General features: G+C 41.4%; 20 protein-coding genes. 10 read left to right on the top strand and 10 right to left on the bottom strand.

Annotated elements, in window-relative coordinates:
* Positions 1 to 11 precede the first annotated feature (11 nt).
* Positions 12 to 2030 (bottom strand): DNA helicase Rep, encoded by a 2019-nt coding sequence (rep, locus tag H5187_RS02810; RefSeq protein WP_145238754.1) that lies wholly within the window; start codon positions 2028 to 2030, stop codon positions 12 to 14.
* Between the two features lie 113 nt (positions 2031 to 2143).
* Here rep and ubiK point away from each other — a divergent pair, with 113 nt between their 5' ends.
* The 4 genes from ubiK (at position 2144) to H5187_RS02790 (ending at position 4325) form a co-directional block, all read left to right on the top strand.
* Positions 2144 to 2416 (top strand): ubiquinone biosynthesis accessory factor UbiK, encoded by a 273-nt coding sequence (ubiK, locus tag H5187_RS02805; protein ID WP_145238407.1) that lies wholly within the window; start codon positions 2144 to 2146, stop codon positions 2414 to 2416.
* 112 nt (positions 2417 to 2528) lie between these two features.
* Positions 2529 to 2735, top strand: a complete 207-nt coding sequence (locus tag H5187_RS02800; RefSeq protein ID WP_149982600.1) for a ParD-like family protein — start codon at positions 2529 to 2531, stop codon at positions 2733 to 2735.
* Complete coding sequence (gene map / locus H5187_RS02795) at positions 2728 to 3513, top strand: type I methionyl aminopeptidase (protein WP_182758652.1); 786 nt, start codon at positions 2728 to 2730, stop codon at positions 3511 to 3513. Before H5187_RS02800 ends, map begins: the two co-directional genes overlap by 8 nt.
* Before the next feature lie 14 nt (positions 3514 to 3527).
* Entirely contained in the window at positions 3528 to 4325 is a 798-nt protein-coding gene (locus tag H5187_RS02790) for a helix-turn-helix domain-containing protein (RefSeq protein ID WP_182797524.1), read from the top strand.
* Between the two features lie 109 nt (positions 4326 to 4434).
* Here the strand turns inward: H5187_RS02790 and can are convergent, their stop codons facing one another.
* The 7 genes from can to ilvG form a co-directional block, all read right to left on the bottom strand.
* A complete protein-coding gene (gene can, locus H5187_RS02785; protein WP_145238393.1) occupies positions 4435 to 5094 on the bottom strand; it encodes a carbonate dehydratase in 660 nt (219 codons plus the stop codon).
* Positions 5094 to 6287, bottom strand: coding sequence for a methyltransferase (locus H5187_RS02780; RefSeq protein ID WP_182717673.1), 1194 nt, complete (start codon positions 6285 to 6287; stop codon positions 5094 to 5096). Before H5187_RS02780 ends, can begins: the two co-directional genes overlap by 1 nt.
* Positions 6288 to 6319: 32 nt before the next feature.
* On the bottom strand, positions 6320 to 7369 hold the full coding sequence (locus H5187_RS02775; protein WP_182740394.1) for an ABC transporter substrate-binding protein: 1050 nt from the start codon (positions 7367 to 7369) through the stop codon (positions 6320 to 6322).
* Positions 7370 to 7525: 156 nt separating this feature from the next.
* Positions 7526 to 9076, bottom strand: a complete 1551-nt coding sequence (ilvA, locus tag H5187_RS02770) for a threonine ammonia-lyase, biosynthetic (protein ID WP_149982595.1) — start codon at positions 9074 to 9076, stop codon at positions 7526 to 7528.
* A 2-nt stretch (positions 9077 to 9078) separates the two neighbouring features.
* A complete protein-coding gene (ilvD, locus tag H5187_RS02765) occupies positions 9079 to 10935 on the bottom strand; it encodes a dihydroxy-acid dehydratase (protein WP_145238380.1) in 1857 nt (618 codons plus the stop codon).
* Between the two features lie 115 nt (positions 10936 to 11050).
* Positions 11051 to 11293, bottom strand: coding sequence for an acetolactate synthase 2 small subunit (gene ilvM, locus H5187_RS02760; RefSeq protein WP_145238377.1), 243 nt, complete (start codon positions 11291 to 11293; stop codon positions 11051 to 11053).
* On the bottom strand, positions 11290 to 12939 hold the full coding sequence (gene ilvG / locus H5187_RS02755) for an acetolactate synthase 2 catalytic subunit (RefSeq protein ID WP_182784090.1): 1650 nt from the start codon (positions 12937 to 12939) through the stop codon (positions 11290 to 11292). The genes ilvM and ilvG overlap by 4 nt, the downstream gene beginning before the upstream one ends.
* 567 nt (positions 12940 to 13506) lie before the next feature.
* Between ilvG and H5187_RS02750 the strand changes: the two genes are divergently transcribed.
* Genes H5187_RS02750 through H5187_RS02725 form a run of 6 tightly spaced genes read left to right on the top strand, consistent with a single transcriptional unit; the run spans position 13507 to position 20581 of the window.
* Entirely contained in the window at positions 13507 to 15174 is a 1668-nt protein-coding gene (locus tag H5187_RS02750) for a phosphoethanolamine transferase (protein WP_182760682.1), read from the top strand.
* A complete protein-coding gene (locus H5187_RS02745) occupies positions 15167 to 15541 on the top strand; it encodes a diacylglycerol kinase (protein WP_182717668.1) in 375 nt (124 codons plus the stop codon). Before H5187_RS02750 ends, H5187_RS02745 begins: the two co-directional genes overlap by 8 nt.
* The gene (locus H5187_RS02740) at positions 15532 to 17496 is read left to right on the top strand and encodes an LTA synthase family protein (protein WP_182797523.1); all 1965 of its coding nucleotides are present in this window, start codon (positions 15532 to 15534) and stop codon (positions 17494 to 17496) included. Before H5187_RS02745 ends, H5187_RS02740 begins: the two co-directional genes overlap by 10 nt.
* Before the next feature lie 56 nt (positions 17497 to 17552).
* On the top strand, positions 17553 to 18227 hold the full coding sequence (locus tag H5187_RS02735; RefSeq protein ID WP_182717666.1) for a response regulator transcription factor: 675 nt from the start codon (positions 17553 to 17555) through the stop codon (positions 18225 to 18227).
* A complete protein-coding gene (locus tag H5187_RS02730; RefSeq protein ID WP_182717665.1) occupies positions 18208 to 19656 on the top strand; it encodes a sensor histidine kinase KdpD in 1449 nt (482 codons plus the stop codon). Before H5187_RS02735 ends, H5187_RS02730 begins: the two co-directional genes overlap by 20 nt.
* Positions 19657 to 19702: 46 nt before the next feature.
* A complete protein-coding gene (locus H5187_RS02725; protein WP_182717664.1) occupies positions 19703 to 20581 on the top strand; it encodes a TraB/GumN family protein in 879 nt (292 codons plus the stop codon).
* A 253-nt stretch (positions 20582 to 20834) separates the two neighbouring features.
* Here the strand turns inward: H5187_RS02725 and H5187_RS02720 are convergent, their stop codons facing one another.
* Positions 20835 to 21035: a hypothetical protein gene (locus H5187_RS02720; protein ID WP_182797522.1), complete on the bottom strand. Its 201-nt coding sequence runs from the start codon at positions 21033 to 21035 to the stop codon at positions 20835 to 20837.
* Between the two features lie 20 nt (positions 21036 to 21055).
* Positions 21056 to 21331: a DUF6881 domain-containing protein gene (locus H5187_RS02715; protein WP_182740399.1), complete on the bottom strand. Its 276-nt coding sequence runs from the start codon at positions 21329 to 21331 to the stop codon at positions 21056 to 21058.
* Positions 21332 to 21366: the final 35 nt, after the last annotated feature.

Raw genomic sequence — 21366 nt, 5'->3', positions numbered from 1 at the left:
GCTCAGATGAACTACTCAGGCTTTTTCAGCATAGCACGTAAATTAGCAACTCTGGCTTGGCCCTTTTCCATTCGTTCGGCTTGCGTATTTGGCGCTTTTTTATTTTCAAATGCTAAATCATCTTGCGGTAGCTCTTGTATAAAGCGGCTCAACTCTGTTTGTGATGTTTCGCCAAATTGACGACGAATTTTCGCATAGGTCATGGTCAGCTCTTGCTGAGCACGAGTGATCCCCACATAAGCTAAGCGACGTTCCTCATCAACGTTTTCTTCATCAATACTTACTTGATGCGGTAATAACCCCTCTTCCATGCCTACCATAAATACGTAAGGATACTCCAAGCCCTTAGAGGCATGCAGCGTTAGTAATTGCACTGCATCGGCTTCATCTTCTTCTTCGTTACGTTCTAACATGTCACGCAACGTTAACTTACTCACCACTTCAGCAAGCGTCAACGGCGGATTATCCGCATCACCTGTGAGCATATCGGTGATCCAACGGTACAACTCAGAAACATTCTTCATGCGCATTTCTGCAGCTTTCGCACTCGGTGATGACTCGTATAAATAAGCTTCGTAATTTATTTGTCTGACTAAATCTTTTACCGCTTCAAGGGTATCACCACGTACCGCATTATCTGACAGCTCAACCACCCAACGTGCAAATCCCGCTAACGAGTTTAAACCGCGACCTTTTAAGCGATAACCTAAGTCATTATCAAAACAGGTGGCAAATAAACTGGCATGTTTTTCATTGGCTAGGGTACCCAACTTTTCCAGCGTAACTGTGCCTATTTCACGGCGCGGAGTATTCACAATACGTAGAAACGCATTGTCGTCATCTTGATTCACCAATAAGCGCAAGTACGCCATTATATCTTTGATCTCAGAGCGTGAGAAAAACGACATTCCGCCACTGATCTTGTAAGGTATTCGGTTACTCATTAACGACTTTTCAAAGCCACGCGCTTGGTGATTACCACGGTATAAAATAGCATAATCTTTATAACTGGTGCGTTTCATAAATTTATGCGAGATGATCTCAGCGACGACCCGCTCTGATTCATGCTCTTCATCACGACAGCCAATCACTTTGATCGGCTCGCCATTTTCTAACTCACTAAACAGTTTTTTATCAAATTCATGAGGGTTATTGGCAATCAAGATATTAGCAGCTTTTAAAATACGCTTCACACTGCGATAGTTTTGCTCAAGCTTAATGAGCCGTAAACCTGGAAAGTCTTTGCTTAATAACACTAAGTTTTGTGGTCGAGCACCGCGCCATGAATAGATTGATTGGTCGTCATCACCTACCACGGTAAAACGCGCACGCTCACCCACAAGCAACTTAACTAATTGATATTGACTGGTATTGGTATCTTGATATTCATCCACCAGCAGGTAACGGAAACGTTGTTGCCAACGCTCACGCGAGGTTGCATTATTGATCAGTAATAAGGTGGGGATCATGATCAAGTCATCAAAATCCAAAGCATTATAGGCGCGTAACTGGGTTTGATAACGCGCATACAATTGCGCAAATAGCGCTTTTTGTGGCTCTCGCGCTTCGCGAATCGCTTGCTCTGGTAAAATAAGCTCGTTCTTCCAGCTGCCTATTTGCATTTTTAATAGATTGAGTAAATCTTTGTCTTTTTTTAGCTCTTCTTCAGTTAAGTCAGCAATTAATTGCCCGGTATCTTGATCATCAAATAATGAAAAGCCTGGTTTAAAACCCAGCGTTGTTAGTTCTTTTTTAATGATCTCAAGGCCTAAGGTATGAAAGGTAGATACCCACAAGCCTTTTGACTCTTTTTTACCTAACGTTTGAAAAACTCGCTCGCGCATCTCTTTCGCCGCTTTATTAGTAAAGGTCACCGCGGCAATATTACGTGCTTGATACTCACATTTTTGTACTAAGTAAGCGATTTTATTAGTAATTACACGAGTTTTTCCTGATCCCGCCCCCGCCAGCACTAGGCATGGACCACTAATATATTTTACCGCTTCATCTTGTTTAGGATTGAGTTTCATATCGACCAAAGAGATTGCATTAAAGACGGGCAATTTTAACGTAATCACTACAATACGCCTAGCCAATAAGGTAACATTAGCCATTATCATTTACGCGACAGTAAGGGACAGACATGATCAACCCAGCAAAACTTGAAGAAATTGCCAAACAGATTTCCAGTAACATGCCGCAAGGCGTTAAAAACCTTGCCGATACGTTTGAAGCAAAAACCAAACAAGCTATTCAAAATAAGCTTGCTGAGATGGACTTTGTCAGCCGTGAAGAATTTGATGTACAAAGCCAAGTACTAATTCGCACCCGCGAGAAGCTCGTTGCATTAGAAGCGAAAGTTGCACTACTTGAGCAACAACTCAGTAGTAATAAGCAAAGCGAGCAACCCGAATAATACCGTTTTAGTTATTACTTCAGGCAGCTTCGGCTGCCTGATTTGTTTTACGCCTTGCATACACGCGAACACCTATATACGATACGTATACGTTTTATATATAGGCACTGTTATGGGTATCGTAAAAATCAGCGATCAACTGCACGAAGAGATCCGCAAAGCCAGTACCACTATGGTACGATCTATAAACTCTCAATCTGAATACTGGATAAAGATAGGCATGCTAGCTGAGCTTAATCCAACCATGACCTACGCCGAAATAATCAAACAGCAACTTGCACAAGCCGATGTAACAGCTGGAGAATCTTTGCATGAGTGAAATAATTATTAAAACTCCCGCACAAATAGAGCTAATGCGTGAGTCTGGTCGCCTACTGGCAAAGGTGTTTGCCTATTTAGATCAACAGGTCAAAATCGGCATCACCACAATGGAGATCAATGATTTAGTAGAGCGCTATATTGTTGATGAACTTGCTGCACGTCCTGCCAGCAAAGGCCAATACGATTATCCTTATGTGTTAAACAGCTCAGTAAATGAAGTAGTCTGCCATGGTTTTCCAGACTCTAAACGCGCATTAAAATCAGGCGATATCGTCAATTTAGATATTACCCTTGAGAAGAATGGCTTTATTGCCGATTCAAGTAAAATGTATATGCTTGGTGAAGTGTCTCCGTTGGCCAAGCGCTTAGTCGAAAAAACTTATCAAGCAATGTGGCAAGGCATCAAGCTCGTAAAACCGGGAGTGAGGTTAGGCGATATAGGCAACGCTATCGCTAATTTTGCCCATACTAATGGCTATAGCGTTGTACGTGAATACTGCGGACATGGTATTGGCGAGCAAATGCACGAAGAGCCGCAAGTTTTACATTATGGTAAACGCAATACCGGCGTTGAACTTAAAGAAGGTATGACCTTTACCATTGAGCCGATGATCAACCAAGGGGCGGCAAAAGTAAAAACTAAGCCGGATGGCTGGACTGTGGTTACTCGTGATAAAAAGCTTTCTGCGCAGTGGGAGCACACCATTGTCGTCACCGCTGACGGCTATGAGGTACTGACTTTACGCGAAGAAGAAATCGCTATTGCGACGATATAAGTCAGGTTAACACCATGGCCATTTTATTAGTAAATGATCCATTGCCCCATTTGAGCTTTCAAAAATTCGCACCCGATCAACGCTTAACTGATTGGGTGCAGTGTTATTGGAAAATAGGTTCAACAACCACACAAACAGCACAGTTATTTACAGAAAAGCTCTACCCTGATGCAGGCGCAAGCCTAACAATTAATTTTAGCAATGCGACACCCGTTATTACCTTCGCATTTAATCGTCAAACGCAGGCAACAACTTTCAGCAATCAGGATTATTTAGTCAGTATTCGTTTTGCGCCTACTGGTGCTTATCACTTATTAGGTATAACGCTACACGAGTTAGCTGAAGAAAATTATCTACTCGGTGAAGATTTTACCCCAAGCTGGTATCACAGTTTAATAGCATGTGTTGAACAAATGCAAAGCAGTCCACTAACCAGCCAACTGTATTTACTCGAGCAGTGGTTACTCAGCCAAGCAATTAGCAATCAACTCGTAAAAAGCAATACCATTAAAGTGATCAAGCAGCTTATTCAACTCAATAATTCCACCAGCTATGTAGGCAAACAACTTGGCCTGACACGTCGTACTCTTGAGCGCCGCTTAAAAAAAGAAGCCGGGGTTAGTCCAGCTCAATTACAGCAATTTTACCGACTAAAAGCCGCACGCACGCTTCTAGCTGACAGCCAAACACCGATAACAGATATAGCCTTGCAATGTGGCTATTATGATCATGCTCACTTTTGTCATGCCTTTCATAATTTTACTTTTGAAACACCACTGCAATATCGCAAGCGAAAAACACCGAAAGTATAGAGGGTGTTTTCACCACACAAAAAACACATCGACTTAGCCTTTAAAACTAAGATTACAATTACTGAAGGTAGCCCGTGCCCAGATAGGACGCAGTGCTTAGGTTACGTACTTATTCTACTACGTAACGTTCAAACACTTTAAGCCCAGCACTTTTATAGTTAACATCAACTTCATCGGCACAAGTAACGACTGACTCTAAGTCGTGTAAGTGACCGTTTGCTAGACCATAAACCCAACCATGAATAGTCAACTCTTGGCCACGCTGCCATGCTTCTTGGACGATATTAGTACGGCATACATTGCGTACTTGCTCAATTACATTCAATTCAATCAAGCTATTGAGACGATCTTTTTCTGCGAGTGCATTGATCTTTGAGGTGTATTTTTCTTTTACATCACCGACGTGACGAAGCCAGTTATCAATTAAACCAAACTTAGCATCTTTGAGTACTGCCTGAACACCACCACAGCCATAGTGACCAACAACCATAATATGTTTAACTTTTAACACTTCAACGGCGTACTGCATCACTGATAAGCAGTTATGATCGGTATGCACCACCACATTCGCCACATTACGATGAACAAATAGCTCACCCGGCATTAGATCAACGATTTCATTAGCCGGTACGCGAGAGTCCGAACAACCAATCCACAAGTATTCTGGGTTTTGCTGCATGGATAGAATTTTAAAAAATTCTGGATCATCTTTACACGTTCGTTCAGCCCAGCGTTTATTATTTTCAAATAAGTTTTTTAATTTTCTCATTACATCTCTTTTCTGTCTTTGACGGTAGCTTGGATCAAGATATTACGTGGCGTTAATTGTTTTTCGCAAAACGTCTGCACACTGACTTGATAACCTTGTTGTTGCAAATATAAAGCACGATCGAGCACAAGCCAAACCTCAATTGCTCTTCTAAACACATGACGGACCAGTTCGATACGTTCAGTGACTTTTTTGCGCATTTCGCCTTTTTTTAAAAATGACTCATAATCAATACCTTGTGGTATATCTAGCGCCTTTTTCTCCGCGGCCCATGCACAAAAAGCTTTAAATGAATCTGAAAAAATAGCTTTGTTAACTGAGGGCACACTGACGTAGTTTTGTTCGCTGGTGAGACTTTTGCGTAAAGCATCAAAACCCAATCGCCATTGCACTTCAGTTTTACGAACTTTATCTACCCGAGAAGGCGCTGTCACCGTCTCTTGTAGTGCTAATTTTAAATCACGATGCGTTAACTGCAGTTGACTACGCTTACCGGCATCGCTCATAGCTTGATAATCATTCGGGGTGAATAAGTGATAGCAACACGGCGATAGACTGATTTTTTGCGTTTGCGCGCTAGCCGCGTTACTCATAAACGTCTGATGTAACGCTCCGCAAGCATGCAGCGCTACGGCATGTTGTGCTTGTTGAAAATACTCAGTTACATCATCTTTAAGTACATCTGCTTGGCTAAAGTGCATGGCTAACCCTTGTTGCAGAGCACTTTGCTGACCTTGTTCACATAAATGTTGTTGCAGTTCGATGCTGTGCACACTCGGCGCACGGTTAAATGCCAGCATACGTCCTAAATGGCCTTTCCCTGCACACCATTCTAATACAGGTAATTGTGATTCTTGGCCAAGCGCACAGACAAAATCTTGCAGCTGTGCAAACTTGCGCCCTTTAATACCATTGCTGATCCAAAACGGATATTCGCAACGCGTAGTGGAGGCTTGAGGTAAGTCACACAATGTAGCTAAGTTATTGACTACGGGAATATACGGGCTAAAAAATTGATACAAGGCATCTTGATTGCTATCGAGTTCAGCAACTTGTTGATCGCTCAACAGCGTTAATGGTTGTTCTAATTCAGGCCATGGCAGCTGATCAAAATCGAATGCAGTGCATTGCCAATAGTGGCGAGTACTATGTAATAAGTTATCTAGGGCTGTAAACTGCTCAGCAAGGCTCATGTGATTTTAGCGATGGTCATTTCATTTATGCATTATACGCTTTTTCTGAACATCAAGCGTAAATAAAGTGGTATCGATAACAAACTAATTATAATTGCTGTAATAAGCATCCACGACATTTTAATTTTTTCAGGTTCAACATACTGGTAAATAAAGCCATCTTGCGCCTGATTAAAGGCATCTTGCTCAATCCCGTATAGATCAGCAATCAACCGCCATTTCGCTATCGACATAGATCCTAAATTAGTGCCAGGTGGTAAAATATAATCACTCAATACTTCAGCTTCATAGGCAAGCTGAGAAAAGCTTTTATCAGGTGCGTATTGGTGTTGAGTTAATGCAATTGTTTCATCCATATGCATCATTGCATAGCGCCAGCCCTTTAAGCTGGCCTGATAAAATGCTTCAACTGTTTGCGGATGTTGTTCGAGCATATTTTCTGTGGTGTAAAGAATATCGCTATAAACATTAATTCCATACTTCTGCGGGCAAATAAGTCTATAGTCGATGCCTTGCTCACGCATTATATACGGCTCATTAGTCACGTACACTTGCATCGCATCAATACTCCCAGCTAACCAATCCGTAATGCTGTTACCACTTTCATAAGAAGGTAAATTATTTGTTTGGATACCACTGCGTTCGAGCATTACCAATAATTCGGCATTTTCTTTGCGGCTGATACTGCTAAGACGCTTATTGACAAAATCCCGAGGATGAAAAATATCGGAGCTTTTTTTTACCATCCAACAATAAGGAGAAAATTGTAAAATAGCAGCCATTGCCACCAAGGGTTTACCTGCGATCCGTTGCTGTAAAATACCTGAGTGCCCGACCCCGAAGTGAGCTTGGCCAGCCAACACTTTACTAAAGGTATCTGGGTTCTCAGGATCTGCCGGTAAAATAGTGACGTTTAGCCCTGCCGCTTTGTAAAAGCCTTGTTGCTGAGCCATATAGTAACCAGAAAATTGAAATTGATGCGTCCACTTTAGTTGTAAAGTCACATCCGCTGCCGCAACACTTTGCCCGCTGAGTATAAGCAAAGTAGCATAAAGCTGAAATTTCAGTCCTTTTAATGACAAATCGTAATCTAATTAGTTGGCTAATATTGCTATAACTATAAACCCAAGACATTGAGTTTGCAAAGAGACAAAAAAGCACCTCAATTGAGGTGCTTGCTTATACTAAAACCACCTCAAGCTACAGAATTCGTATCTTGAGGTGGTTTTAGTATATATTTAATTATTAACCGCTTGCACCCTATCAATGGGACGTTGAGTAGTTAAAAATTGGGTAAAACATGGATTCAGTGTTTCATCTTGCACACTGTAACCTAAGCGATTTAAATGCTCGTTGAATACCTCATACTGACTAGGCTCAATCGCAAACCCTGCTAATACATTACCCATCGAACCACCATGATTACGATAATGAAACAAAGTAATATTCCAATTGCTACCTAAGGTATCTAAAAAGCGCGCTAGTGCGCCTGGATATTCAGGAAACTCAAAGCGTAATAACCGCTCATGCATCTGCTCAGGTGCTTTACCACCAACCATATAACGAACATGTAATTTAGCCAGTTCGTTATCTGATAAATCACAAAATTGATAGCCATTGGTGGTTAAATCAGCTGTCAGTTCATCTAACTCTTGCTGACCTTGGCGCAGTGCAACACCAACAAATATTTGCGCTTCACCAGGGCCTGCGTAACGGTAGTTAAATTCAGTAATTGCGCGACCACCTAATGAGGCGCAAAACTGTTTAAAGCTGCCTTTTTCTTCATTGATGGTTACTGCTAACAACGCTTCGTTTTTCTCTCCCAGCGCAGTACGCTCAGCCACATAACGTAAGCGGTCAAAGTTTAAGTTTGCGCCAGATAACACAGCTGCTAAATGCAGCCCTTTTTGGCCTGTTTGCTGACACCATTTTTTCAGCCCAGCCGTTGCCAGCGCACCTGATGGCTCAGCAATCGCACGGGTTGAAACAAAAATATCTTGCATCGCCGCACATATTTCATCACCGGTTACAGTGACTACTTCATCACAAAACTTTTGCGCTAAACGAAAGGTTTCGGTACCAATAATTTTTACCGCAACACCATCGGCAAAACTGCCAACCCGTTCAAGCTCGACGGGCTTGCCTGCTGCAAGTGCCGCTTGTAAACAGGCACTTTCATCAGCTTCTACACCGATTACTTTTATATCTGGGCGCAATGACTTTATATACACGGCCATACCAGCAAGTAAGCCACCACCACCAACTGGAATAAATACCGCATCAAGTTGATTAAGCTGCTGCATTAATTCACGTGCAACCGTGCCTTGCCCTACAATTACATCAGGATCATCAAATGGAGGAACAAATATGCCGTCGCGCTGCTCAGTAAGTTCTAGTGCATAAGCTTTGGCAGCATCAAAATGATGGCCATGTAAAACCACTTCGCCACCAAGCGCACGTACCGCATTGACTTTGATTTCAGGGGTCGTCACTGGCATTACAATCGTTGCTTGATGCCCTAAGTGTGACGCACTGAGCGCCACCCCTTGAGCATGATTACCAGCTGAGGCAGTGATCACCACTGAACCGGCTGGCAGTTTAGCCAGTTTGTTGTATGCACCACGCAGTTTAAACGAATAAACTGGCTGCTGATCTTCGCGCTTTAGCCATACTTGATTACCAAGACGAGCACTGAGTTCAGCCATTTCGCTAACCTCAGTAACTTTTGCCAGTGGTTCCATATTAGCCTGGATAATAGCGCGAAAATAATCGAGCTCTTGAGAAACCATAATTAACTAAGCTCCTCCAGTTTGGCTAAATCACGCACCGCGCCTTTATCAGCACTGGTTGCAAGTAGCGCATACGCTTTTAGCGCAGATGATACATAACGTTCACGATCGAGTGGTTTGTAAGCTTGTTTACCACGAGCAAGTTGCTTTTGCTTACGCGCTTCAAGTTCTTCATCTGTTAACGCTAACGTGATTTCGCGGGTAGCGATATCGATAATAATTTTATCGCCGTTTTCAACATAAGCAATGGCACCACCACTGGCCGCTTCTGGTGAAACGTGGCCAATTGATAAACCTGACGTACCGCCCGAGAAGCGACCATCGGTTATAAGTGCGCACTGCTCAGCCAAACCTTTTGATTTTAAGTAACTGGTTGGATAAAGCATTTCCTGCATGCCAGGTCCGCCTTTCGGTCCTTCGTAGCGAATAACGACTACGTCACCGGCTTTTACTTCGTCATTTAAAATGCCTTCAACTGAATCATCTTGTGATTCATACACCACGGCGGTGCCTTCAAAGTGTAGCATTTCATCAACCACACCCGCGCTTTTCACAATACAACCATCAACAGCTAAATTACCCGATAGTACGGCTAAGCCGCCATCTTGGCGAAACGCATGTTCAACGCTACGGATACAACCATGTTCACGGTCATTATCGCCTTCATCCCAACGACATTCTTGGCTCATTGCTTTGGTGGTACGAATGCCCGCAGGTCCCGCTCGGTAAAACTTTTGTGCTGCTTCGTTGTTTGGATCAGTGGCATCCCATTTTTTAACTAGCTCTGCCATAGTCATGCCAGCAACATGGTTTACCGACAGATCCACTAAGCCAGCTTTGCCAAGCTCGCGAATTATTGCCATCATGCCACCAGCACGATGCACATCTTCAATATGGTATTGCGCGGTTGCAGGCGCTACTTTGCATAAGAAAGGTGTTTTACGAGATAACGCATCAATGTGCGACATATCAAAATCAACACCGGCTTCTTGCGCAGCGGCAAGTAAATGCAATACGGTATTTGACGAGCCACCCATAGCAATATCAACCACCATGGCATTCATAAACGCGGTTTTATTAGCGATAGCACGCGGCAAGACTTCTTTATTATCTTTTTGGTAATACTCACGGCATAAATCAACAATTCGTGCACCGGCTTCAACATACAGTTGTTTACGATCTTTATGAGTCGCAAGTGTAGTGCCGTTACCAGGTAGTGCGAGGCCAATTGCTTCTAATAAACAGTTCATTGAGTTGGCGGTAAACATGCCCGAACACGAGCCACAGGTAGGACACGCTGAGCGCTCTACTTGCTCTGAGTCAGCATCACTTACTGATTCATCAGCACCTTTTACCATGGCATCCACTAAATCTAGTTTGATATCAATATTAGCAAGCTTAGTTTTACCGGCTTCCATTGGGCCGCCAGACACAAAGATTACTGGAATGTCTAAACGAAGTGCCGCCAGCATCATCCCAGGGGTGATTTTGTCGCAGTTAGAAATACAGATCATTGCATCGGCGCAGTGACCATTTACCATGTATTCAACTGAGTCAGCAATTAAGTCGCGCGATGGTAATGAATACAGCATACCGCCGTGGCCCATGGCAATACCATCATCAATGGCAATAGTATTAAATTCTTTTGGCACACCACCCGCTTGAGTGATGGTTTCTGCCATAAGCTCACTGAGTTGGTTAAGATGCACATGACCCGGTACAAATTGCGTGAATGAGTTTACAACCGCAATAATCGGTTTGCCAAAATCGCTATCTGTCATTCCTGTTGCACGCCATAATGCACGAGCACCTGCGCGCTTTCGACCTTCAGTTGTTGTTGCACTTCTTAATTTAGCCATAGTTACCTCAGTGTTTGCAGTTACTTTTAATATGTAACTGACATCCTCATTCTTAAATTTTTATTGCTAAGGGGAAAAGACCCAATAGCCCTGTTGATTTAGTTTTTACAGCAAACTACATTGCTTGCTGTTGTAAATTTTCTAGTGTTACTTGCTTAACGTCCACCAGCTTATTGAGCTGCGTGGTTAATAAGTGAATTGGCTTATCACTGTCGACCGTCATAGCCACATGGTAATGACCATCATCCATATTCAATTGAAAATGGGTTAAATCAAAACCACGATGACGAACTACACGCAAAAAGCGCTCAACGGCGATACTTTGATTTTTTAAAGCGACTGTTAAACTGTGTTTCATTTTCCACTCTCCGTCATCATTTCGTCATTCGCGGCACCCGGCGGTACTAGCGGCCAAACATTTTCTTTATCGTCGATACAGGCATGTACTATATAAGGACCTTTACTATTCACTAATGCTGTAATTGCATCATCAACTTGGTTAGCGTGAGTAATCGTTTGCCCAGCGATACCAAATACGGCAGCCAATTGCACAAAATCAGGGTTATCTGATAAATCAGTTTCAGAATAACGCCCTTCAAAAAATAACTCTTGCCATTGACGAACCATACCTAAACGTTGGTTATCTAAAATTAATATTTTTACCGGTAAATTGTTACGACGAATAGTGGCTAACTCTTGAATGTTCATCATGATTGAACCATCACCAGAAACAGTGATCACAAAATCATTTGGTCGAGCGACTTGCGCACCAATGGCCGCAGGTAAACCAAAGCCCATAGTGCCTGCGCCACCACTACTTAAATGGTTGCTTGGATGACTAAACTTCATATGTTGTGCCACCCACATTTGGTGCTGACCAACATCACAACACACAACGCCTGTACTTGGCATCCGCTGGCTTAGTTGGCTTAATAAATACGGGGCATATACTTTTTCGCCCGGATAGTCATAACGCCATGCATGTTCAATCATCATCTCTTTGGCATGATCACGCCATGCTTGTTCTGTTACAAAGCACTCTAATTGCGGCAATGAGGTTTTTAAATCAGCAACTAATGATGCTTTAACTGGTTTACGCTTACCAATTTCAGCAGCATCTATATCTAAATGGATCACTTTTGCTTTAGCCGCAAACTTGCCTAAATTGCCTGTTACACGGTCATCAAAGCGCGCACCGATACATACGAGTACATCACACTCTTGTACCGCTAAATTTGCAGCTTGGCCACCATGCATACCCAACATACCTAAGTTATATTCGTAATCAGGTAATACACTGCCCAATGCTTTTAGCGTTGAAACCGCAGGCATTTGAGTTTTTTCTAAAAATTGCATTAGTTGTACTTGCGCATCAGCCGCCTGTACACCGCCGCCAACATAGGCAACAGGCCGTTTGGCTTCGCTTAATAATTGGTTAGCAATAGCCACTTGCTTTAAATCTAACACCGGTAAGTAATCATCAGCCGCAAGCCAAGGATGAAAAGGCACTTGCGCCATTTGAATATCTTTTGGTATATCTACTAACACAGGGCCTGGACGACCTGATTGCGCTAAATGCATGGCTTCTTGCAGTATTTCGGCTAAATCTTCAGGACGTTCAACCATATAACTGTGCTTAGTGCAGGATAATGACATACCTAATACATCAATCTCTTGAAACGCATCAGAGCCAATGGCAGCAGTTGGTACTTGGCCTGTGATCGCAAGTAATGGTACTGAGTCCATCATCGCATCAGCAAGCGCGGTGATTAAGTTAGTAGCCCCAGGGCCTGAAGTCGCAAAACACACCCCAAGTTTACCCGTGCTACGAGCAAAACCAACAGCAGCAAAACCCGCACCTTGCTCATGACGAGTGAGATAATGTTTAACCGGCGCACCATACAGCGCATCGTAAATTGGCATGATTGCCCCACCAGGGTAACCAAATACTTCTTTTACGCCGTGTTTGGCTAATAAATCAATTGTTAACTCTGCGCCTGTCATTAAATAATCCTCATTCCTCAGTGACATATCTATACTTAACTATTGCTAAACCCTGAAACTAAAAAGCCCCCCGACTGGTTAAGTGCGGGGGGCTTTTATAATGCTTTACGTATTTTTAAAGCACTAAGTAGCCCCCGCGGTAATAATAATCACCACGACGTTAATAAGGACTAGGTTTAGTGCGTTTGTAAGCATGTAATAAATACCAAAATTTGTTAATTTACGAAGGAATTGCAACTCCCCCGCTGTCTTTTTATATTAGTACCGCGATGGGAGTGCTAAGTCAACCTTAAAATCAATCTAAAAAAACACTCACCAATCAATTTTAAAGGCATAAAAATCCAATATATAAGCCTAAATAGATTAATTTTCCTAATATATGAAGCTATTGATATTTCATACCTCGTTATAACCAATTACTGGTTTGATTAATTTTTGACGAAATCACAATAAATCATTCTTTTTTAAATCACCTCATTCAGGAAATGACTAGTTACCCTTAAGTGTTTCTTAAGTCTTGGACTCTACCATGCAGGTATTAAATTATTATTATTGAGTTCTCAATTTATGTTGGTAAGCCAATTTCTCAGCACAGGTTTTAAAAAGCGCTTCTACATTACCTGTAGCGCCAATACTTTTATCATCGCATTAGCATGTTATTACTGCTTAATCATCAATATCCCTTTTATGCATGGTGCATTTAACGCAATCACCACATTGCCCTCTTTTTCGTGGTTATTTTTACTCTCAGTGCCGTTACTGTTGCTGTGCTTATTAATTATTTTCTTTTCATTCTTATCTAGTCGCTGGCTACTCAAACCAATTAATTACATATTATTGTTAAGCTCGTGCGCCGTTCTTTACGGCACTTTAAATTATGGAGTGGTATTTGACTATTCTATGATTCAAAACACCTTTGAAACTGACGGTCATGAAGCGGCAAGCTATCTTAACTTGCAATTTATTATATTCTTTTGTTTGTTCGCCTTACTGCCGCTATTGGTTTTAATCAAAACCAAGGTTCGCTTTAGTCTGGTTAGCAAAGAGCTGGTGAGTCGTTGTAAACTGCTACTGGGCTGCTTTGCCTTAATCGCCGTAATTGTATTGAGTTTTTATGCCGACTATGCCGCTACCGGACGTAACAATCAATTATTAAAGAAAGAGTTAATTCCATTCCAATATTTAAGCAGTGGCTATAAATATATTCGCGATCAATGGCTGGTCTCTGACGAACCATTTCAAATTTTAGACCCAGCACCAGTACTAAGTGCATCACAACACACTCAAGTAACCGTTATCGTGGTAGGTGAAACAGCACGTGCTGAAAACTTTGCTTACCAAGGCTATACACGCGATACCAACCGTTTCACTCGACCTTTCAAAGTAACGTACCTGAACAATGTAGCATCCTGTGGAACCGCAACAGCGGTATCGGTCCCTTGTATGTTCTCACAACAAAACCAAGCTGAGTTCTCACGTAACGAAGCTGATAACCAGCAAAATATTCTCGACATTGCCCAAAGCGCTGGCGCTGATGTGTTGTGGGTTGATAATAACAGTGGCTGTAAAAATGTCTGTAATCGCGTTACCAACATTACCATCAAGGTAGATAACTCTGCACTTTGTGAACAACAGCATTGCTATGACGAAGCGTTACTAGCACCACTTAAACGTAAACTAGCTAATTTAAGCCAAGCTAATACGGTCATTGTATTGCATATGATGGGCTCTCATGGACCCACTTACTTTCAGCGCTACCCAGATCAATTTAAGCAATTCACACCAACCTGCGACCGCAGTGATATACAAAACTGTAGCACTGAGCAGTTAGTTAATACTTATGACAACACCATAGCGTATAGCGACTACGTAAATTCATTAATGTTAACCGAACTAAATAACTTACCTGACAATATTGATAAAACCTTTGTATATATTTCAGATCACGGTGAGTCGCTCGGCGAAAATGGCGCCTACTTACATGGCTTTCCGTATAGCTTTGCTCCTAGTGGCCAAACCCATGTCCCTATGTATATGTGGGCTGCCAAAGGCAACCAACGTATTACAGAAAGTTGCTTAAAGAGTGTTGATCAACAACAAGCTGCTTCTCACGACAATATATTCCATACATTAATCACTCTAATAGGCATCAAAAGTAAAGCCTATGAACAGTCTTTAGATTTAGTAAGTAACTGTAAAGCAATTAATAAAAAAGTGAAAAACAATAATGAATAATTCGAAAACGGTACTCAAACGCCAAGGACTACTACGCCTTTTATTTACCTTACGCCATACTTTCAATGGCTTAAAATGGATGACGCGATTTGAAGCTGCATTTCAGCAAGAACTCGCGCTATTTTTATTACTTGGAGTGTTTGCGTGGCTGGCGAATATTCCCACCAGCGATAAACTTATTTTAATTGCCAGCTTGCTGTTTGTACTATTCGCCGAGTTAGTCAATACCGCGATTGAAGTGGTGGTTGATCGTATTGGTACAGAACATCATGAACTCTCTGGGCTGGCTAAAGATATTGCCTCTGCCAGTGTATTTATAGCAATGATGATTAGCACACTGGTTTGGTGGGCTATTTTATGGGCATAACTGATAAATTTAGTCTTGCGCAACTACAAAATAGACTCGGTCCATATTGGGTATTGCTAACATTTTTTAGTTTATCGCTAACTATGTTAACCCTGGCTCGTTTTAGCTTAAGTGTATGGCAAGGTGAGCGAGTATTTAGCTCTCATGCTTGGCTAAATATTTTTGTTGGCGGCTTGCGCGTTGATACGGCTACCTTAAGTTATATTTTAATGCCGGCATTGTTGTTGATAATTATCAGCACATTAGTCTCTAAACAGCAGCTTATTCGTGGCATCATTAAATACTATTTATTGCTAATGACCGCATTGCTGATCTTCTTTGAAGTGATCACTGCGACCTTTATTAGTGAATATGACTTGCGTCCAAACCGCTTATTTATTGAATACTTAATATACCCAAAAGAAGTCTCTCGCATGATTTTTGCGGGGTATAAAATAGAGGTATTCACCACTTTTTTATTCTTGATCGTTGGGGTAAAACTGGCTACAAAAGTTTTTACCAGCCAATGGCGTAGCCACTGTCAGTTGCCAATCATAAAACACTCCTTATTGGTGATTAGCTTACTGTGCTTAACCGTTCTAGGTGCACGTAACTCACTAGGTCATCGACCGTTAAACCCTGCAATGATGGCATTCTCAACTGATCATTTACTTAATGATCTTAGTCTTAACTCGTTGTATAGCGTAGCCTTTGCAATTAAACAACTCAGTAATGAAAAATCAAGCCAAGACTTTTATGGCACCATGGCCGAAGAGGAATTATTAGCCTTAGTACGCGCGAGTATGCAAAATGAGCAAGCTGTTTTTAACGATGCCAGCGCACCAACCAAAACCTTTCATCAAGCGGCGTATCAAGGGAAGCCCAAAAACTTAGTTATCATTTTGCAAGAAAGTTTAGGAGCACGTTATGTGGGTACTTTAGGCGGCTTACCTTTAACCCCTAATATAGATAAACTTTATCAGCGAGGTTGGGGGTTTGATAATCTATACGCCACGGGCACACGCTCAGTTCGCGGTATAGAAGCGGTTATTACTGGATTTACCCCCACCCCTTCTCGCGCAGTAGTAAAGCTTGATAAATCGCAACGTGATTTTTTTACCATTGCTGACTTTTTAAGCAAACAAGATTACCAAACCCAGTTTATTTACGGTGGTGAAAGCCACTTTGATAATATGCAAAGCTTCTTTTTGGGTAATGGTTTTCAACACATTGTAGATAGTAATGACTTTGCCAATATTGATTTTAATGGCTCATGGGGTGCATCGGATGAAGACTTATACAACCAAGCAGATATAGAACTCACCAAGTTACAGCAGCAAGGGCAGCCATTTTTTAGCTTAGTATTTTCCAGCTCTAACCATAGCCCGTATGAGTTCCCTGATAATAAAATTGCACTTTACGATAATGAAAAACAAACTCGCAATAATGCAGCAAAATATGCCGATTATGCGCTAGGCACCTTTATCGAAAAAGCAAAGCAATCAAGTTACTGGGACGATACCGTCTTTATAGTGATTGCTGATCATGACTCGCGCGTATCGGGGGCAAGTTTAGTACCGATTGATCACTTTCGTATTCCTGCGGTTATTTTTGGTAAAGGTATCAATGCCAAGCGTGATCATCAGTTGGCTAGCCAACTTGATATTCCGACGACATTATTATCATTGATTGGAGCCAGTGGTGAACATCCGATGATAGGTCGCGATCTTACGCAGCCAATCGCAGATAATAAACAACGCGCAATGATGCAATACGATAAAAACTTTGCCTACATAACCGGTAATAGTGGCCAAGGTAATAAGGTCGTAATTTTACAACCACAAAAACCAGCAACCACTTATATATACACACAAGATAAATTAGTGCCCACCAGCAACGACCCACAATTGGTGAAAAAAGCACTGGCACATGCCAATTTAGGTAATTTAGCCTATCAAAAGAGTTGGTATCATTAATCTATAAGCCTTGCTAAAGTAGCAAAGCGAACATGTTATTTAATTGAGTTAAGATCATGAAGATACTCGTAATCGAAGATTCTGAACCGCTTAGACGCAGCCTAGATGTAGGCCTTAATAATCTCGGTTTTACCGTGGACGGTACCGGTGATGGTTCACACGGTTTAAGCATGGCACTGTGTGGCGACTATGATTTAATCATTCTCGACTTAATGCTACCAAGTGTTGATGGCATGAGTATTCTCAAGGCACTGCGTAGCAGCTCGAGTCAAACTCGGGTATTAATTTTATCTGCTCGCTCTGAAGCACAAGACAAAATAAACGGCTTAATGAAAGGTGCTGATGATTATCTAACGAAACCGTTTTCGTTTGAAGAACTACATGCCAGAGTACTGGCGCTGTCTCGGCGAGGCCAATTACAAAACCAGCAAAACACACTCTGTGTAGGAGAATGCGTGTTAGATTTGAGCTTAAAAACACTGCATTATCAGCAGCAGCCTATAAACCTTACTCGCAACGAATATAAAATCATTGAGTGCTTATTTAGTGCCAAAGAACGGGTATTAGGCCTTGAGATGATCAGCGAAGCCGTGGTCGGCCAATTTGATATGCTGTCAAAAAATGCGCTAGAAGCGCATATTTCAGCGATCCGCAAAAAAGTACGGCTGCTCGGCGGCGAACTACCAATTAAAAATAAACGTGGATTTGGTTATGTCGCCTCTCAAAACTGAGCTGCCAAAAACTAAACGTCACTCTATCAAGCGTAAACTAGTCAATAATATTAGTGCCGTACTATCGATTATTCTGGTTACTATTTTTTTAACCGTCGATTTGAGTGTTGATTCTTGGGTTGAAAATCAATTTAATCAATCTTTAACTAATAAATCTAATTATTTAAAAACCTTAGTAAAAGATCATAATGGCAAACTAGAATTTGATTTTGCTGGCGAGTTTATGTCTGAATATGAGCAGGCCAATGCCAGCGAATTTTATCAGCTATGGCACGAACAACTGACGTTTGAAAAATCAGATTCATTGCAACTATATCAAAATATTGATTTACCCAATTTAGCTATCCCCATTAACGAATTTAAAATTATTGATTACACTCTGCCTAACGGTGAAGAGGGTCGCGCTATGATCAGCCACTTCATTGCCCAGCAAGAAAATGAAGCAGCGCGCGGCAGCGGTCATTTTAAGACCATGGTTTTAACTATCGCCGCTCCTATTTCATCATTAAATAAAGTATTACTGATCATTGATGTGGTTTTTATTCTGACCTGCATTATCGCAGTTTTTGGAGTACGTTATTTAGTCACTCGAATCGTTAACCGTGGCCTCTTTCCACTGAACAACTTAAATGAACAAATAAAATTACTCGATATCACTGGCGCCTCACAAACTATCAAAAGCGACTTTCAAGTAGAGGAAATTGAACCTATTCGTAATGAGCTGAATAAATTTATTACCACCAATCAACAGCTCTATCAAAATGAAAAACGCCTAACCAGCGACATCGCACATGAATTAAAAACACCAATTTCTGAGCTGATCAGCTTGTCGGAAGTGGCACTGCGTTACCCTGATGATGAGCGTATTAGCGCCACATATACCAGCGACATTTTGGCTATATCACAGCGTATGAAAACCATCGTCAATAACTTACTGCTATTACAACGCGCTGGTAGTAGCGCTGTAGAGCTCAATTTAGAAAGCGTTAATTTAAGTGACTTTATTACGCAATTAAGCAATGAACTGCAGTTTAAACATGCCGATATTGAGCAGCGCTTACAGCTAGATGTTGCAACTGAGCTGATGATCACCGCTGACCGATTTTGCCTGCATACCATTTTATCTAACTTGCTCGATAACGCATTGTTTTATGGGCTTAGCACCCAACCTATCAACTTACAGGTCGAACAAACTAAATATCACACCACAATCACGCTATGCAACGCTTTAGCTAAGCCTTTAAGTGAACAACAACTTGAGGCTATTTTTGATCCCCTTTACCAGCTTGATAGCTCACGAACGAATAACCAACGCCACGGCTTGGGGCTAGCGATAGTTAACAGTTTATGTAATCTCAATAACTTTACCATCAGCGCAAAAAACAAGCCAAACTCTCGCTTAGCATTAATTTTAACGTTACCCAATTAAGCGTATTGGTTTAATATGGATATATACCCAACCAATAAGGACAATTATGAACCTCACTCAGCGTATTAGCAGTTACTTTATTTTATCCCTTTTACTGTGTATTAGTTTTGCTAGCCACAGTGAACCTGGGTTGTGGCAAATAGAAAAAAATGGCGTTAAATCATATTTGTTTGGCACTGTGCATGTCGGTGATGCCACTATGAAAGGGCTACCTAAAAAAGTAACCGACGCGCTTGATGCCAGCGATCAAGTAATTGTTGAAGTCGATGTTAGTGCAATCAGCCCGATGGAAATGCAGCGCCGCTCTATGCCATTTATGATGCTAAAAAACGGTAATACTCTACAAAGCGAATTATCTGAGCAAAACTATAAAAAGCTTCAGCAATACTTCAGCAACAAATCAATTGATATAGCGATGTTTAATAACCTAGCTCCATGGGCCGTAATGGTTACTATGCTGCAAATGGAATTTCAAAATATTGGTTTTTCTGATCAATATGGCATTGATAAACAAGTGCTTGCCTATACAAAAGCGAACAATATACCGGTTGGCGAATTAGAAACGCTCGAATATCAAATGGAGATGTTTAATAATCTATCGTTGTTAAGTAACGAAATGATTGAAGAAACGTTTGAACAGCTTGCCGATGTTGAAACCTACTTTATAACCTTAGTTAATGCATGGAAAAATGGCGATATGGCCACCTTAACTAAGTACTACAATGAAAGCTTTGATGACAGCAACTACGGTGAGATCAGCGAACAAGTTATGCTGATTGAACGTAACAATAATTGGATAAAAGAGCTCACACCTCGCATTGGTAAAGAAAAACTATTTATCGCCGTAGGCGCCCTGCATTTGCCAGAACAACACGGTTTATTAAAGCAGTTTAAAAACCAAGGTTTTACAGTAACTCGCCTGTAATTACTCACGAAAAGACAACTCACCTGCTTGGCTAGTAATAGCCAAGCGGTTATAGGTATCAATGCAAAAGCGGCTATAATTTTTGACAAGCTTTTGCAAAAAACTCTTACTTAAAACGCTGTTATGGCATTTATTTAGCAATAAACTCACCACTTTCTGCAAGTATTTTTTCAAATAATTCTATTGCACTATGGCTCTCTTCATCCGATCCCCATTGAGATGCCTCACCCCAAATAACTCCCCACTCATCAGACTAAATACTTATATCTGACAACCGTGACGATTTATCTGAATGTGTTACACATAAATAATTTCCATCAAATTCGATAGTGAAGCTATGCTTAGAAAAAGCAGATTCACATGCAGCTCTAAAATCAGCAGACTCTGGCGGTGAAAAAAACTCGATATGCTTCTTTGAGCTTCCCTGTTTATGAGACACTTTATATTCTTGCATATTATTGATGCCTCAAGCAGCTATGGTACATATTTCTGCCATAGCTGCTCAAATTCTTGTTTTGAGATACTTATTCCCTGAAATTCAACATCAGAGTTTATCTCCTCTAGTTGCGGCACTTCAACAATACCGAGCATCGTATTTTCGGTGTGGGTTTCACCCGAAGCAAATCCAAGCTTTCCATTACGACAAAACTCAAGCTTGCGGAGTTCAAAATTATCATCACCAATTTCGGATACGAGACGAAACGGCTCATCTTCAAGGTCATGTATCCACTCGACATCAATGTATCTCATATTTATCTCCAATAGCGCCATCACCCGCCAACTAG

Origin of the sequence: Pseudoalteromonas sp. SG44-1, assembly GCF_014164315.1 — a bacterium.
Classification (GTDB): domain Bacteria; phylum Pseudomonadota; class Gammaproteobacteria; order Enterobacterales; family Alteromonadaceae; genus Pseudoalteromonas; species Pseudoalteromonas rhizosphaerae.
This window is presented reverse-complemented; position numbering and strand designations above follow the sequence as displayed.